This is a genomic window from Paenibacillus sp. FSL R7-0302, from assembly GCF_038006885.1.
Classification (GTDB): Bacteria; Bacillota; Bacilli; order Paenibacillales; family Paenibacillaceae; genus Paenibacillus_AQ.
In genome coordinates, this window is sequence record NZ_JBBOWB010000001.1 from 3768811 (window position 1) to 3785835 (window position 17025).

General features: G+C 54.9%; 13 protein-coding genes. 5 read left to right on the top strand and 8 right to left on the bottom strand.

Annotated features, from left to right (window positions below; all coding sequences use genetic code 11):
* The first annotated feature begins 17 nt into the window (after positions 1-17).
* From MKY96_RS16535 to MKY96_RS16550, 4 genes are read left to right on the top strand one after another with little or no spacing between them, the layout of a single operon-like run.
* The gene (locus MKY96_RS16535) at positions 18-929 is read left to right on the top strand and encodes an ABC transporter permease (RefSeq protein WP_340941714.1); all 912 of its coding nucleotides are present in this window, start codon (positions 18-20) and stop codon (positions 927-929) included.
* 19 nt (positions 930-948) lie between these two features.
* Positions 949-1818, top strand: coding sequence for a carbohydrate ABC transporter permease (locus tag MKY96_RS16540; protein WP_340941715.1), 870 nt, complete (start codon positions 949-951; stop codon positions 1816-1818).
* 31 nt (positions 1819-1849) lie between these two features.
* Positions 1850-3610 (top strand): sensor histidine kinase, encoded by a 1761-nt coding sequence (locus MKY96_RS16545; RefSeq protein WP_340941716.1) that lies wholly within the window; start codon positions 1850-1852, stop codon positions 3608-3610.
* The gene (locus MKY96_RS16550) at positions 3588-5174 is read left to right on the top strand and encodes a response regulator (RefSeq protein ID WP_340941718.1); all 1587 of its coding nucleotides are present in this window, start codon (positions 3588-3590) and stop codon (positions 5172-5174) included. The genes MKY96_RS16545 and MKY96_RS16550 overlap by 23 nt, the downstream gene beginning before the upstream one ends.
* Here MKY96_RS16550 and MKY96_RS16555 read toward each other — a convergent pair.
* From MKY96_RS16555 to MKY96_RS16565, 3 genes are all read right to left on the bottom strand, one after another.
* On the bottom strand, positions 5171-5998 hold the full coding sequence (locus MKY96_RS16555) for an AraC family transcriptional regulator (RefSeq protein ID WP_340941719.1): 828 nt from the start codon (positions 5996-5998) through the stop codon (positions 5171-5173). The genes MKY96_RS16550 and MKY96_RS16555 overlap by 4 nt on opposite strands.
* Before the next feature lie 174 nt (positions 5999-6172).
* Entirely contained in the window at positions 6173-6334 is a 162-nt protein-coding gene (locus MKY96_RS16560) for a hypothetical protein (protein ID WP_340941721.1), read from the bottom strand.
* 50 nt (positions 6335-6384) lie between these two features.
* Complete coding sequence (locus MKY96_RS16565; protein ID WP_340941722.1) at positions 6385-7548, bottom strand: glycoside hydrolase family 27 protein; 1164 nt, start codon at positions 7546-7548, stop codon at positions 6385-6387.
* 809 nt (positions 7549-8357) lie between these two features.
* On the opposite strand from MKY96_RS16565, the gene MKY96_RS16570 reads away from it, so the two are divergent.
* Positions 8358-8690: a hypothetical protein gene (locus MKY96_RS16570; RefSeq protein WP_340941723.1), complete on the top strand. Its 333-nt coding sequence runs from the start codon at positions 8358-8360 to the stop codon at positions 8688-8690.
* Here the strand turns inward: MKY96_RS16570 and MKY96_RS16575 are convergent.
* From MKY96_RS16575 to MKY96_RS16595, 5 genes are all read right to left on the bottom strand, one after another.
* Positions 8687-10393, bottom strand: coding sequence for an RICIN domain-containing protein (locus tag MKY96_RS16575; protein WP_340941724.1), 1707 nt, complete (start codon positions 10391-10393; stop codon positions 8687-8689). The genes MKY96_RS16570 and MKY96_RS16575 overlap by 4 nt on opposite strands.
* 149 nt (positions 10394-10542) lie before the next feature.
* Complete coding sequence (locus tag MKY96_RS16580; protein WP_340941725.1) at positions 10543-12177, bottom strand: response regulator; 1635 nt, start codon at positions 12175-12177, stop codon at positions 10543-10545.
* Positions 12155-13939, bottom strand: a complete 1785-nt coding sequence (locus MKY96_RS16585) for a sensor histidine kinase (protein ID WP_340941727.1) — start codon at positions 13937-13939, stop codon at positions 12155-12157. The genes MKY96_RS16580 and MKY96_RS16585 overlap by 23 nt, the downstream gene beginning before the upstream one ends.
* Before the next feature lie 6 nt (positions 13940-13945).
* Positions 13946-15595 carry an extracellular solute-binding protein gene (locus tag MKY96_RS16590; RefSeq protein WP_340941728.1) on the bottom strand — a complete coding sequence of 550 codons (1650 nt, stop codon included), beginning with the start codon at positions 15593-15595 and terminating at the stop codon, positions 13946-13948.
* Positions 15596-15755: 160 nt separating this feature from the next.
* Positions 15756-17006: an endo-1,4-beta-xylanase gene (locus tag MKY96_RS16595; RefSeq protein WP_340941729.1), complete on the bottom strand. Its 1251-nt coding sequence runs from the start codon at positions 17004-17006 to the stop codon at positions 15756-15758.
* Between the last annotated feature and the right edge of the window lie 19 nt (positions 17007-17025).

The following is a 17025-nucleotide window of genomic DNA, read 5'->3' on the forward strand; positions in this document are numbered from 1 at the left end:
ATAGAGGAGTTGTCCGGATGATGGAATGGAAGAAGAGCAAGACGCGATTTACTCGCCAGCTACCTCTTCATTTGCTCATACTGCCATCTGTAATCTGTCTGCTGATCTTCAATTATGCGCCTATGGCGGGGCTGTTGATGGCTTTTCAGGACTTCAAGCCCCGGCTTGGGTTCCTGCATTCACCATGGGTTGGCTTCGAGCATTTTCAATATATGTTTACTTATCCTGACAGTGTACAGGTCATTTATAACACCCTGCTCATCGCTTCGCTTAAGATTACGGCCAACATTATAGTCCCGATCCTCTTTGCCTTGCTGCTGAATGAGGTTCGCGCCCTGCTGTTCAAACGGTTTGTGCAGACCCTCGTGTACCTCCCGCACTTCCTGTCCTGGGTGATTCTGGGCGGGATTCTGACGGATATCCTCGGCAATAAAGGCATCGTCAATCACCTGCTGACGCTCCTTGGCGCCGATACTGTATTTTTCCTTGGAGACGGAACCTGGTTTCGGATCACCGTAGTGGTCAGTGATGTCTGGAAGGAGTTCGGCTTCGCCGCAATTATCTATCTCGCCGCCATGAGCGGCATCAATATGTCGCTGTATGAAGCCGCCGAGATCGACGGCGCAACCCGGTTCAAGCAGACGCTCCATGTCACCTTGCCGGCGCTGGTTCCCGTTATCCTGGTTGTGGGCACGCTCGCGCTGGGCAATATCCTCAATGCAGGCTTCGACCAGATCTTCAACCTGTACAATCCGCTGGTCTACCGTGAAGGGGATATTATAGATACCTTTGTATATAGGGTAGGTCTCATGAACGGCTCTTTCAGCTTCGCGACCGCCGTCGGCTTATTCAAATCGGTCATCAGCTTCATCCTGATCGTTACGGCTTACCGGCTGGCCTACCGGTTCGGAAATTATCGCATCTTTTGAGTAAAGGCAGGCGGAATCTATGTATCGGAAAACAATCTCTTACCGCTGGTTTACAGTGCTCAACACTGCGCTTCTTGCAGTCCTGGCCGTATTATGTATCCTTCCCCTTGTGCACGTAGCGGCCGTATCCTTCAGTTCCAGTGCGGCGGCTACAGCTAATCAGGTGTTTTTCTGGCCGGTCGGCTTCACGGCTGAAGCCTACTCCAGAACGCTTACGAATCCCTTGTTTCTGCGTTCCCTAATTCTATCTGTGGAAAGAACGCTCGCGGGAACCCTGCTGTCTATGGTGTTAACCGTTACCGCCGCTTATACCCTGTCGCGTTCATTTTACGGCAGAAGCTTCTACTCCTGGTTTTTTGTCTTTACCATGCTGTTCAACGGCGGCCTGATTCCAACCTATCTGCTGATCACGCAGCTTCATTTAACCAACACGCTGTGGGTCCTGATTCTGCCGTCTGCGGTGAATGTGTTCAATACCATTCTGATGATGCAATTCTTCCGCGCCATTCCCAAAGAGCTGGAGGAAGCGGCAAGCATTGACGGAGCGGGTTATCTGAGGTCTCTGATCACGATCTATCTTCCCTTGTCGCTTCCCTCCCTGGCCACCTTATCCTTGTTCTCGATGGTCTGGCACTGGAACTCCTGGTTTGACGGGCTGATCTATATGACTGATTACCGGCAGTATCCGCTGGCAACATTTCTGCAGACGATCATTCAGAGCGGCGACATGCGCAACACGAACATTGACCCCAGTCAGCTGAAAATTCTGTCGGAACGCACGGTGCGTTCTGCGCAAATCCTGATAGGAGCATTGCCGATCCTGCTCGTCTATCCGTTCCTGCAGAGGTTTTTCGTACAAGGGTTGACGATGGGCGCGGTTAAAGAATAAGATAAGCACAAAACTTAGGAGCCAGAAGCAGATGGGCAACAAGGAACGCAGTCTCTTCTCCAAGCTGGCCGGCTCGCTGGTGTTATTATTGCTGCCGGTGCTGATCTTGTCGGTCTATTCGAACAGAGTCAACGAGAACGTGATTACCGGCCAAATCAAACAATCAAGCATCAGCCGATTATCTACCTTAGCCACACAAATGGACAATATTATTACGCAGCTGGAGACCTTCACCTACCTCCTGATCCGTGATCCGAACGTCATTGAATTCCAGGACCTGTCCTTGCTGAATTCCAGCTACTACGAACAAATCAGCCGCAAAAAGCTCATTCAGGATAAGCTGTATCTGCAAAGCGCCTCGACGGAATGGATCAATGAAATCACGGTCTATTCGCCGCGTTCGGGGCAGACCATCTCCACGGTCAACGGAACCTCCTATGATCTGGAGCGTCTTCAGCGGCTGAGCAAGGACAACTGGAATTTCATTATGAATGACGATCACGCAGACAAACAGGGCACGGTCATCCACTTGACCTTTGAGCCCTACCAGTCCAGCAGCGGTATTGCCAAAGCCAATTCCATCATTGAAATCAGCTTTCACATGAACAACGTAATGTGGATGCTGGAGCAGTTTCAATCGCAGGGAATTGGGGAAGCGCTTTTTTATAAACCTGATGACATCTTCTTATCCACGCCCTCTTGCCCGCCTGAGCTTCTCCAGGAGGCTGTATCCGCCTTAAAGCGGACTCAGCTGGCGGATGAGGGCAACATTACTCTGGATGTCAGCGGAATTTCCTATCTTCTGTCTTATTCCGATGTGCAGGTGCTGGACGGGTATGTGGTCAACATTGTGCCTTTATCCGAAATTCTGACTCCTCTAAGGGTAACCAACCGGTTCGCCTATCTTGTCCTCGGACTGATTCTCATCGTGGGTATTGCCTTATCGTGGCTGCTATACCGGAATGTTCAGGTCCCGTTGCGCGCTCTGGTCAGAGGGGTTCAGCTCATCAAGATGGGACAATACAAGACCAGAATTCCGCTTCAGGCCAATAACGAATTCCGGCTCATTGTATCCAGATTCAATGAAATGTCGGCGCAAATCCAGCAGCTGATCGAGAATGTGCTGGAGCAGCAGCTGCTTACGCACGAGGCCGAGCTGAAGCAGCTGCAATCACAGATTAACCCTCATTTTCTGTACAACAGCCTCTCCTACGTGATCAGCATGACCAAGCTGGAACGGAAGGATGCCGTGCTGCAAATGGCCTATCACCTGTCCGATTACTACCGCTATACGACCCGGGTGGAGAATCAGGCGGTGAAGCTGGCGGATGAGCTGAAGAACGCGGCTGATTACCTCAGCATCCACCGGATGCGGATGAGCCGCATCCGCTACAGCATCGGGGTGGCGGACCTCATGCGGGACCTTGAAGTTCCCCGGCTGATTCTCCAGCCGATTGTCGAGAACGCGCTGATTCACGGGATTGAAGCCCTGGAGGGCGTTGGAGTAGTAACGATTACCGGGAGCCTGGACGGCAGCGGATATTCGTTGATAGTTGACGACAACGGCGGTACTATAACCACTGGCCGGCTTCAGGAGCTTCAGCAGCTGCTTGCGAACCGGTATGGAGAACGGCCGGAAGCCTGCGGCCTGCTGAATGTGCACCGGCGGCTTCAGCTCCGGTACGGGGCGGATTCAGGGGTGAAGCTGTCGGTCAATGCGGACTTCGGACTGCGGGTAGAACTGTACTGGACAGAGAAGGCGGTGGAGAATGAAGCTGTTAATCGTGGATGATGAAGAGCATCTAGTGGAGAGCATGACCGCAAGCATTGCCTGGGAGACGGCTGGCATTACCAGCGTATTCTCTGCCTATTCCGGCAAGCAGGCTATGGAGCAGATGGACAAGAACGCCGCAGACATTGTGGTGACCGATGTCCGAATGCCCGGCATGAACGGCATTGAGCTGATCCGGGCGGTCAAGCAGAAGTGGCCGAGGACGGTTAGTATTCTGCTTACCGGCCATGCCGAATTTAAATATGCTCAGCAGGGGCTGAAAGCTAAGGCGGCACATTATTTCCTCAAGCCGGTGAAGGATGAGGAGCTGCTCGCTGCCGTCTCTGATGCGGCCCGTGCGCTGCAGGCAGAACGGGAGCAGATGACTGCCTACGTGCAGTCACAGGCAATGGTTCACCGCAATCTGCCTATCCTGCGCTCCAACCTGCTGAACCATCTGATCCAGGGACGCATGTGGACTGAACGCAAATTGACAGAGCAGCTCCAGTTATACGGCCTTCCAATCGGATTAGGCGATACGATCTCGCTGATTCTGATCCGCATCGAGGACCCGCAGAAGCGCTACGATCCGTCCGATATGTCGCTTCCGGGCTACGCCGTTACCAATATCGTAGAGGAGCTGGTTTCCCGGCACTTCCAAAGCTGGAGCTGCGAGGATGTATACGGCCATCTTCTGTTCATTGTGAATGGCGGCGGGGATGCAAGCGGCCGTCAACTGGAGCAGACCGCGGATGAGATGAGGCAGATTGTCAGCCGGTTGCTGCATCTGACGATCTCGGTCATTCTCTCCCCTTCCGGGACCTTTCCGGCCAGTGTGGAGGAGCTGTATCAGCGCTGCGTCGCCACGGTCCGCTCGCAGATCGGCTACGACAACGACTTCGTCGTTCAGCTCGGCGGTCATCATGTCAAACCGGCCTCCCTGGTGGTCGCTTCCCTCTACTCGCCTCCCCTGTTCCCGCATCTGCTTGAGGCCGGGAACTGGGAGGCGGCAAGAGAGAAGCTGCATGTGGTGTTGCAGGAATGGGGCACGAAGTATAGCGGCTCGCATGAGCATTTATCGGAGATTGTTTACGCCTTGAAGTCCGCTTTCTCCTACTTTGTGCATAAGAACGGCGGTCTGCTGACAGACTACCGCCTGCATACGCCGCTTGATATCAGGAGCATCGGAGAACTGGAATATTGGGCAACGGGCTTGCTGGACAGACTTCAGCATGAGATGAACACCGAGCTGTCCGCCTCCCGTCACTCCGTTGTCGCACAGATTCATCAATTCGTACAGGAGCATCTGTCGGAGGATGTCTCCCTTCAGGCTATCGCCGAATATGTATATATGCATCCAACCCATGTCTCCAAGGTCTTCAAGCGGGAGACGGGAGAGAACCTGTCCGATTACCTGCTGAGGCTGCGGATGGAGAAGGCTGTCTTTTTACTGAAGGACAGCAGGTACAGAATCTATGAGATAGCGAACCGCCTGGGATACAAGAACCCCACGTATTTCATCAAAGTCTTCAAGGAGCATTTTGGCGTCACACCCCAGGAATTCAGGGAGAGCACGCTTCTCTAATTGAGATCCCGGTAATTCTGGGGAGTCATGGCTTCGATTTTGCGGAACGTATACACGAAATGGCTGCTGTCCAAAAAGCCCACCAAAGAGGCAATCGCCTTGACGGTGAGCTTTTTGTCGTTGATCAGGTACTCCTTGGCCTTCTGGACCCGCAGGTGGATCAGGTATTGATACGGGCTCATCCCTGTGGTTCTCTTGAACAGGTAGTTCAGCCGCTGTGAGCTGATGCCGGCGTACTCCGACAATTGCGCGAGTCCGAAGGCCGGGTCGGCATAATTCTCTTCCAGAAACCGGATGAAGGGCAGCATTCGTTCCGTATATTGGGAGAAGGAGCGCTGGTTGTCCACCTGTCCATATCTTTTGAGGTCCATCAGAAAACGGTATACAAAAGCAGAACCGTCCATCCCGTTGAAATCGAAGCTCTGTCTCGCCAGATTCCGGCTTCTCTTATGCAGAGCAGACAGCCGTGATCCGGGCTCCCAGCTAATGACTGTGGAGGTTGACAAGCCAAGAGAAGAGACTATCATTGGGGCAAGGTGTCCATTGAAAGTGATATACCAGGTGGACCAAGGGTGTGAGCGGGTGACATAGCGGTGAGAAGCACTCGGCGGCAGCAGAATCCCCTGATTGGGCGCCAGCGTGACGATGGTATCCGAGATTTCGAATTGTCCTTCCCCTCCGGTCGTCTGAAGCCAATGGTAGCAGTGATAGCCCTGCGGGCGGCTGAACTCCTCCTGCCATTCATTCCACCCCATCGTCTCGATGAACAGGGGCAGCGAACGGTCCAGAGAGGTGACGAACATCTGCTTCATGTAGTGTTCCATTCCATCACAACTTTCATTTTATTATATAGTAATTGAATTATACCTGATATTCCTGAGTTCAGTCATCCTGCTCTATATGAGAAAAACCCCCTACCGGCACGCACACGGTCCGCAGCATCTTGTCCGCTGCTGTCTTCCGGTGCCTGCCAATAGAGGGTCATACAAGGGGTACAACTAACGGAACAGCACACATTTCCCCGATTCCCTGAAGTACTTGATCAGCTTCTCAATCGGCTCACGGCCGCATTTCAGCTGCTCGCCAAGACAGTCGATACACAGGAAATCCTGGGCATTGCGGGTGACCAGCTTCAGGTAAATCGCCACATCATCGGTCATTAAGGGGACGCCGCATTTTCTGCAGGTTCTGCTCATCTTTTGGCTGCCTATTAGACGATCTTGGCCCGTACAATCAGACAATCATGAGCTGGCACAACCGGAGCGAACCGTTCTCTGAACACCCCAAGCTCCTTGTGCTCCCAGCAGTCATACAGCGACAGCGATTTGCCGGAGGCATACGGAAGCCCGAAATCCCAGAATTGCAGGGACATCTCTCTTTGACCATCACTCAGATTGAAGAACCCGATGGCCAGGTCGCCGTCTGCTAATACTTTTACCAGCATGAACACTTCGTTGGTATGGAACCACTGCGGTTCAGGCTTAATGCGGTAAGCTCCGCGGCCCTCGATATCCTGGTTGATGGCAATCAGATCGGGGTTAAGCAGAATGTTCTTCGTAGCTTCATTCGCCTTGCGGATGTCACTCCCGATCATCAGCGGAGAACCCATCAGGCTCCACAGCGAGAAGTGTGTCTTGTACTCCACATCCGTGCAGCCGCCAATCTGGCTGCCGATGAAGTCGCTGTTGCTGCCCCCGTACATGCCCACGACGAGCATATCCAGATCATTGTGGCAGTAGGCCCCGGTGTAGGCGGCTTTATCCAGCTGCGACAGTGCGAGGGTCTTGATCGATTCCCAGCTGTCCTGAATGTCGCCGGTGGAACGGTACATATGCGCGCCGGATTCACGAATCCACTGGTAGACATTATCCTCACCCCAGTTACATGCGGAGAAAAGAATATCTCTTCCACAGTTCTTAAGTGCGAGACTCATCCGCTTGTACAGCAGTTCGCCCGACATATGTCTCGGCTTGAAGCAGTAGTCATACTTCAGGAAGTCTACGCCCCATTCCGCCAGCGACGCGGCATCCTGAAATTCATGCTCGAAGCTGCCCGGATACCCTGCGCAGGTATGCGTTCCCACACAAGAGTACATGCCGAACTTCAGTCCCTTAGAGTGAATATAATCTGCAACCGCCTTCATTCCGTTCGGGAACTTGACCGGGTCAGCCACCAGCTTGCCATCCTTGTCCCGTTCCTTCAGGCTCCAGCAGTCGTCAATGACAATGTATTCGTACCCTGCATCCTTATAACCGTCCGCCACCAGCGTATCGGCCGCTTCCCGGATCAATTGCTCGTTGATATCCCAAGTAAACGTGTTCCACGAATTCCATCCCATCGGAGGGGTTAAGCCAAGCTGTTGCTGTTTGTCCATGATTTGTATTCATCCTTTCGCATTATGACAGGAATTGATCCCTGGGCAAATGCTGTATTATTTATGTATTTAATCACACCCAATCCTTGTAATCTATAGCTTGACGTTGCTTTCATATGGATGAATGTTGCTTTTCTTATATAAGGAGTGAGAGAGTCGAAGGTATGAAGAGCTTGGTTTGTTTTATGCGGATTGTGATGCTTGTGGGCGCATATGCAGCAACTTCGACGGGAGTGGGCGGGAGTAAGTGTTGTTTTTCCAACCGTTGCTGTAGGAGAAGCCTTCCGTTGATCAGCAAGTGTATAAAAGGCAATTGTTTCCCTCCGCACATTTCCGCCCGGCACTCCAGCCTCCGACATCCGTCTCCCGTACGCCCTGCGCCCGCCCATTGTATTCGGTTTTGCGATTACATTTCGCCCGCATGCCTCCGCAGCGCTGAATGTAATCGGTTTTCCGATTACATTTCGCCCGCTCGCCTCCGCAGCGCTGAATGTAATCGGTTTTCCGATTACATTTCGCCCACGCGCCTCCGTCCTGCCCAATGTAATCGGTTTTCCGATTACATTTCGCCCACATGCCTCCGCAGCGCTGAATGTAATCGGTTTTGCGATTACATTTCGCCCGCTCGCCTCCGCAGCGCTGAATGTAATCGGTTTTTCGATTACATTTCGCCCACGCGCCTACACACACGCCCGATGTAATCGGTTTTCCGATTACATTTCGCCCACGCGCCTCCGCAGCGCCGATTGTAATCGGTTTTGCGATTACATTTCGCCCACGCGCCTCCGCAGCGCCGAATGTAATCGGTTTTGCGATTACATTTCGTCCGCTCGCCTACACACACGCCCGATGTTATCGGTTTTGCGATTACATTTCGCCCGCATGCCTCCGCAGCGCCGAATGTAATCGGTTTTGCGATTACATTTCGCCCGCACGCCTCCGCAGCGCTGAATGTAATCGGTTTTCCGATTACATTTCGCCCGCACGCCTCCGTCCTGCCCAATGTAATCGGTTTTGCGACTACATTCGGCACTCGCACCTCCCGCATGCTCAAAAAAGCCCCCTTCCCCCCGCGCGGCAATCCGGTACTGTCCCGGACTGCCCTGCAGATGGAGAAGGGGGCTCTTACCATAAACCCCTAGTTAACCTGAACCAGCTTCCACTGCTGGTGGAGATCGCCGCGGTAGAGGTACTGCTGGAGCTTCGCGCCGTCTGCGGTGGAGGCTCCTGTGACTTCGACTGCCTTGTTACTGTTCACATTAAGAATGCTCCAGTAGCCATTGCTTAGCTTGATGAGCCGGAACTGCTGGGCGGTGTTGTTCAAATCCTGCATCAGCTGGATGGCTTCGCCGTTATTCTTCGTGCCGTTACGCACATCCATCACCTTATTGTCGGAAGAATTCACGCTGCGCAGCCGGTAAATATTATTGTACGTACCCATATCCGTAACCGTCCATTGCTGAGCCAGCGCGGTGTTCTCCGGCCACTGCTGGAGCTGAAGGGCGTTCGTATTCTGCCCGTTCGGAACGTCAATCGCTTTGCCGGACGCCCGGTTGATCAGCTTATACTTCGCATTGTTGGTGACCCCGTTCCACACCCCGTTCCAGGGGTTGAACTGTGCCCGCTCGTAGTACCATTCGAAGATAAAGCGCGCCATGCCGTCCCGGGTGGCGTTGCCGTCATAGAGCAGCCCGCCGTCGGGATCGGCGAAGGAGCTTTTGGGCCCGGGATTGAGCAGGAAGCCGTTCATATGGACGGCAATGCTGACATTGCCGGCGGCGGTGAAGATCGCTTTGGTATTCTTGCCGAAGCCTGCGTTCGTACCGTTGAACAGATCCCAATACGAGGAGTCGCCTGGCTGGTTCTTGAACCAGGTCGTTTCCGTAATATTGATCGGGTAAGCATCGGCAGCAGGCTTGATGCTGCTATCCCAGATCTGCTGGAGCGAGTTGTAATTGTCATAAGCGCCGTAGCCCGGATACCAGTGTACGGCATAGCCGTAATTGTTCAGCGGATCGGTCAGCGGACTGGATGCCGTCAGCTGATAGTGCTGATCCCAGCCGAGTCCGGAAGCCCAGATCACATTATCCGCGCCCTTGCTGCGGATCGTGGAGATCATGGAGTTCTGGAAGTTCTTCAGCGAATTCCAGAACGCTGCGAAGTTAGGCTGGGAGGGATTGCCGCCCCATTGTCCGTTCACATCGCTCAGCACCGGCTCGTTGACCAGCTCGAACATGACATTATCCGCGCTCTTGAGTCCCGGCTGGGAGGCCAGGTAACCCCAGATCTGATTGAACTTGTCCAGATTGGCCTGGGTGGTCGCCTTATTGTCCAGCAGGGTGAAGTCCAGCCCCAGCGTGACATACAGCCCCTTAGTCTTCGCATACTCCACATAGGGAATGATCAGATTCTGGGTAGCTGCCTGAAGGCCCGCGAAGTTATACGTTCCTGCTGCGACATCGCCCATATCCTCCCGGTCGATGAACAGGCGGACCTGATTCGAGTACCAGCCGTGGCTGTTGCCGTATTTGCCGGAGGTGCTGGTGAAGGTATCCGTGATCTCCTTCAGGTACTCCAGAGTAGCCTTATGCCGGTTCCCGCCGTTGCGGTTCAGGTAATAATTGCTGTTCTGATACGTCCAGTAAGCCCCGGTAGGCTGATGCCAGCCGCTTAGCAGCACAGGCTGCCCGCTGCTGTTCACCAGCTGATTGCCGCTTACATGCAGCTTGGGAACAGGCGAACCCTCCCAAGCGTTTGCAGTGCCGCCGCCGGACTGCATCGGCGTCAGCAGCAGGGCCAGCATCACCAGCAGCTTCATGGATAAGCTTAACTTCCTTTTTCTCACAGATACCCATCTCCTTCTCATGAACGTGTAATCGGCAGATGCCGTCTCAATGAAAGCGAATACATCTGAATTGTACTCTGCGGGGAGACGGGCTGAAACCTGTGTGATTATAGTTGATAGACTTACAAATTATAGTTGATAGACTCAGATTATAAATTTACATGCAGAGACTCCCTGTATTCCTGGGGGGTCATTCCCGTCATTTTTTTGAAGAACCGGGTGAAGGAATGGTGGGCCTCATAACCGACATACAGCGCTACATCGCGGATCTTGAGCGTTTCATTTCCCAGCAGCTCCTTCGCCTTGATAGCCCGGCATTGATCAATGTACTCAGACAGGTTAATGCCCTGCTCCTGCTTGAAGAAGCGGGACAGGTACGACGGATTGAAATAATGCAGCTCGGCCAGCCGCACCAGAGACAGGTCTTCGCCCAAATGGCTATGGATATAATCGCAGATCCGTTCAATAACCTCCGAGGAGCGTTCCTTCTCGGCTGTGCTTCTCCGCTCGAAGAGATCTGAGGCCAGCCTCTCCAGATAATAGATGCCCTCCCCCAGGGACGAATGCTCATCCAGCCGCATCAGCTTGCCATATTCATTGACAAGGCTGTAGAGCTCCGAGCGGTTCATATGGGACAGCAGCACAAGGGCAACTGTATAATACAGCTCGGCGGCTTCTTCCACGGAGACGCCCGAATGAATGCCTTCCCGGATCTCCTCCAGCGTCTCAGCGAACCGCTCCCGCCGTCCGGCATCCAGATGGGCCGCAAGATTCTCCACCCGCTGGTGGAGCCGGACCCCAGTCTCACGGACTGCGTCAGGCTCCGGCGGACCGCTGCGGTCAATCTGCACCATGGAGATGCCGTCCCCGATCTTCATCTGCTGCAGCCGGTGAAGCCGCTCGTAATGGCGTCCGGTCTCTGTCCAGGCACAGGCCGAGCCACTGACCGTAAAAGCAACCGGCAGGCCCAGCGTCTGCCGGCAGGACTCCTGGATCATCTCCAGCGTCCCCTCCAGATACCGCGCAAAATTCACGCCGAAGGCAGCCCCGGCATTATGCAGGGGCTGCAGCAGCCACAGGAGATCCCCGTGCCTGTCAAGCACCCAGGCATGCCGGGTCATCTCCGCCAGATGGGAATTCCAGATCAGCCGGGAAGAGGTCAGAAGCTCACGCCGGTCCATGTAAGAGATGCCCTCCGGGTAGGTAAGCCGTCCAAGAACGAGCATGACCGGGGTATCAGCATTAAGGCTGATACCCAGCTTGCTGAAGTCTGCACGTAACGCATCCGTATCCTTACACAAGGCCTGGCTGTCCTGAAGCAGATGGCGGAGATAATCGCCCTGCGCCGCCGTCTCCATGGAATCGCGCTGCTCCCTGGACTGCTCCAGCAGCTCGCTCAGCATATTGCCCTGCTCAATCTCCTGCAGCACCTCCTGCACCGTCTCAATAATCTTGTCGAAGCCCTCCGTCTTCAGCAGATAACGGGCCCCGGGAAGCTGCAGCGCACTATAGGCGTAATCGAATTCGCTGTAGCCGGTCAGAAAAACAATCCGCGACCGCGGCCAGAACTCCCGGATTTGCTCAGACATCTCCAGCCCGCTCATGCCGGGCATGCGGATATCGGTCAGCACAATATCGATCCGGGTGCGCGAGAGCCACTCCAGGGCCGCTTTGGCCGAATAGACCTTGTAGACATCAAGCTTGTCCGGAAGCAGCTGGTTGAACGCCTCGTATAAGCCGTCTGTTATTATCTCTTCATCATCAACGATCAATAGTCTGTACAAGACCTTCACCTCCCGTCAGCCTAATCCGGATCTCGACCCGGAGGCCGCTTAACATGCTTCTGTCCAGGAACAGGCCGCTGCCTTCCCCGTAGATTAATTGGATACGCCGGTGAATATTGCTCATGCCGGTAACTTCATGCGTTCCGCCGTTCTGATTCAGCCGCCTTCTCAGGGTCTCGATCCGTTCATCGGTCAGCCCGCTTCCGTTATCCTCAACAATAATGCGAATCTCCCGTTCCTCCTGTTCAAAAGAAACCCGCAGCTCCCCATCCTCCGCCTGCTTCTCCAGACAATGCTCATAGGCATTCTCGATAATCGGCTGGAGAATCAGACGCGGAACCCGCAGTTCCTCCATCGCTTCCGGCAGGTCATCGAACTGCACTTGAATGCGCCTGGAGAAGCGCATCTTCTGGATCTCCGTATACATCCGGGAATGGCGCGTCTCCTCCGCAAGCCGGACATTATCCTCTCCGTTACGGGTGATGAACCGGAAATATTCGCCCAGCATGCCGGAGAATTCCTCAATCCGGGAGCTGTCCCCCTGCTTCGCCAGGGCGCTGAGAATGAAGAAGCTGTTATAGAGGAAATGCGGGTTGATCTGCGACTGGAGCTGCTTCAGCTCCGCCCGCTGCATCATCAGCTTCTGGGTGTAATCCTGGTCAATCAGCATCCGCAGCCGGCTGAGCATCTGGTTGAACCGGAGATACAGATAGCCGAATTCATCCTTGCGGCCATGGTCAATCTGAATATCAAGCGAGCCGCTCTCCATCCGCTTGAAGCTGCGGATCAGCACAAGCAGCGGCTTCTGGACGAACTTATAGGTCGCGTAGGAATAGATCAGCACCGCCAGGAAGGACGCCGCCGCGAACAGCCAGGCCCAGACCACGAACTTGGTCAGCGGCCGCTTGACCGCCTTCTCCGGCAAATAAGTGGCCACAGCCATCCCCAGCTTGTCCGAGGTGAAGCTGTCAATATGATACCGTATTCCGTCCAGCTCCCAGTTGTACAGATTCCCCTCATCGATCGCCCGGTGATAGCTCTCAATCAGCTCCGGGGAGCTGTTCTCTGTACCGAGCGCATAATCCGTCAGCCGCGAGACCAGCAGCGAGCCGCTCTCCTCGTACGCGTTGATCGCCCGGAGCGAATCCTTCAGCTTCTCGTTGTCCAGCTCGATCTGAACGATGAACAGCGGAGGCTCATTCCTCCTGCCGCTGGATTGGGTAACGCTTAGCTCCAGAAAGTTGTTCCAGTTGATCAGCCGGCCTTCTTTTCTGAGATCGACGGACCGGAAGAAATTGAACTTGCTGCTGTCAAAATCATCGATGCCGTTCATCGCGGACAGCGTTTTGTTAATGGTACGGATATGAACGAACACATCGCCGATGTAGGCGCTGCTGTTCTTCAGGGAGGTGAGCCGCTGCGTGATGTAGTTCAGGCTCTCCCGCTTTTGAACATCGTCCATGTAATTCCAGGTCACGGCAATCTTGTTCAGCTCGGTATCCTGGGCAAGATCATACTGCTGGATCTCCATCCACTCCACCTCGCGGTTCAGGTCCTCCAGATAATAGGTTAGCTGCGACAGGGTCGCTCTGGACAGGTCCTGGCTTGCATTCCTGTAGCTCCAGTTGTAGAGGTAGAGTCCAAGCAGCAGAATCGGCAGAATAATAGCGAGATAAGTGACAACCATCCGGATAAAAATAGTGTGGCGCATCGACACCGCAGGAAACTTAAGCACTTGCACCGCCTCCACTCCTCTGCTCATGTCCGATCATTTGCCGCTCCCGCCCTTCTCTGCATACCAGTCGTTAACCTCAGCCGTAATCTGCTCGCCGCCCAGCTTGTTCCACTGGGCCACGAAATCATCGAACTCGCTGAGCGGTCTGCCTTGAATGATATCAAGAAAGGCATCAATCTGAAGATTATTTAGAATATTCTGCTTCTCGATCATCGTCTCTGTAGGTGCGCCGACGAAGCTCTCATAGAGCAGCTGAGATTTACGTTCATACCCGTCCAGGATAGAAAAAGCACCCGAAGGCCCGTACGTCCGCTCCCAGCCCCAGCCTGTCTCGCTGTCCGCACCTCCGGCCTCGTAAGCGGCAATCCGCTTCTGGATCGTCTTCGCTTCATCCTGAAGCACGGAGGCATCGCCGGTGCGCCGGAAGGTCTCCAGCTCCCGGAAGGCCTCCAGGTTCTTCTGCACCGGAAACGGTGTCACCGGCGACAGCTTCCACACCGCCTGCGGAGCGTTATAGTACCGCTCCACCTCACTCGTAGCCCCCCAATTCTTCTCCAGATGCAGGTTAATCAGCTTAATCAGCGCCTCTGGATGCTGGACGCCTTGCTTGACCGCCAGGAACTGGTTAGTGCTGAACGGAAGCGGCACCTTCGGCGCGGCCCCCGACTCCGAGACCAGCGGGAAGGCTTGCCACTCGGCCTGCGGATTATGCTCACGGCTGGACTGCGCGAGGAAGGAGCCCCACTGCTCCCCGTACATCATGCCGACCTGCTCATGCTCAATCCAGTCGCTGGCCTTGACCCCGTCCTTGAAGGCGAACTCCCTGTCAATCTGCCCCGTCCGGTACAAGTCCTGAAGCACCTGCAGGGCATGCTTGACCTCCGGCTGGATCCCTCCATAGACCAGCTTGCCGGTCTTGTCCTTAATCCAGATTCCGGGATACGCACCATAACCGGCCATGAACCCCGTAAGTCCCATGACCGGGTCCCACAGATATTTGGTTGCCGCAAGGCCATAGGTATCATGCTTGCCGTTACCGTCAGGATCTTGCTGCGTAAACGCTTTCGAAATAGCCAGCACCTCTGCCATCGTCTGCGGCGGCTGCAGGCCGAGCCGCTCCAGCCAGTCCGTCCGAATCCACAGGAACATCGCGCCCTCAATGGACGAATTGGTCTCCGGGATCGCCATAAGCTTGCCGTCAAGGGTAACCGTCTCGAACGGACCCGTTCCTTCCTCACTCAGCACCTTGCGGGTTAACGGGGTTGCATACTTGTCATAGACTTCGCTCAGGTCCTGGATCAGCCCTGCATTGCTCAGCACCCTGAGCTGCGAAGCATTCACCCGCACAATATCTGGGATATCCCCGGAGGCCAGAGATACCCCCAGCTTGCGGGAGTAGATGGAGCTCCACTCCGTCCAATCATAGGTGATCTTAATGCCGAGCACCTCTTCATACAGCTCGGTCCAGCGGTTATGCTCCAGCGTCTCTCCCGGCAATTCCTTCAGTATTTCTTCCAGCGCATCGTTGTTCTCACGTACGAACGACAGCTGGATGGCCGGATCATATTTGCTTAGACCCGGCTCTTCATATAACGAAGCGCTCCCCGGCTGTCCCTCAGGGACCGGAGAACGCTCCGCAAGGCTATCGCTCCTCTCACAAGCGGTCAACAGTTGTACGGCCATGCATGCTGTGACAGTCCAGGCCATCGTGTTCTTGATTGTTTTGGGCACCAGTTGCAACCTCACTTTGCAAGATTATGAATACCGGAATATTATATTATCCCGGCAAAAATAATGAAATTGTAAGGTGCAATTCTTGTTTGGCTTACCCGTTCTTTACCATTTAAAAATCGGTGACCGCTCGGAAGGCCGGTTTGGGCTGATGCTGCCTGTCGAACAGCATCGGGGCCTCGGTCCGCTCGGCCGGGAACGTGCTCAGCCAGGTATGATCATCCGCAATGCCCCAGAACATGACCCCGCTTAGCAGCTCCTTCCGGTCTCTTAACGCAGCGAATAGCTCGCCGTACCGCGCGGCCTGCCGCTGCAGGATGTCTTCGGGAACCACGGGTCCGACATCACTGAGATCGTTATAGACATACAGGCTCATATCCAGCTCGGTGATCTGATTATCCAGGCCCAGAGCATGGAACTTCTCCATGGACTCGATAATGCTCTCCACCGAAGGATACTCCAGATTAATATGGGTCTGGTGGCCAACCCCGTCAATCGGCACTCCCTTCGCCAGCATGTCCTTCACCAGCTCGTAGAGCCGGTCCCGCTTCTCCGGGTTGTCTGTGCCGTAATCATTGATGTACAGCTTAAGCTCCGGTCCTCCAGCCTTGCGGGCCGCCCGGAAGGCGGTCTCGATGAATCCGGTACCGGTAAGCTTGTACCAGTCGCTCGCCCGCATACCATCCGGGTCATTCGGCTCAATCACCTCATTCACTACATCCCAGGAGGAGATGTCCTCCTTATACCTGCCGACCACGGCAGTGACATAGCCGTCCAGACGCTTCAGCAGCAGCTTCTTGTTCGCTTCGCGCCTCGCCGCATCGGTCTCATCCACCATCGCCCGGCCGGCTTCATCCCGGAAGAACCACTCCGGCGTCTGGTTGTGCCACACCAGGGTGTGGAAGCGCAGCCCCATGCCGTTCGCCTTGGCGAAGGCGACGATCCGGTCGGCCCGTTCCCAGGTGAAGGTGCCCTCAGCCGGTGCAATTGCATCCGGCTTCATGGCATTCTCGGCCACGAGCCAGTTCACATGCCGCTTCAGCAGCTCTGCCGTGGCCCCTTCTGTCTGGTCCGGCTCCACCGCAGCGCCTATGGGGAAGTAATCCGCATAGGCTGCCGCCAGCGGCGGAGCCTCCTGCTGCACCGGAGCTTCCGCCGCAGCTTCAGGCGAAGCTGTGGCGGCAGGTGCCGGAGTCCCGGCGGGTGAGGCTGCCGGGGAGGACGCTACATTCCCTGGCGGGGAAGCAGCCGGAGCTGCATCCCCGCCCGAAGTGGAGCAGCCGGATAACCCTAGAAGCGCGGCTGCGAAGACTATACTCCGGGCCAGTCTGGCCGGAGTGCTTGTTCTGTTATTTTGGCGCACAGTTATCCTCCTTCTACGG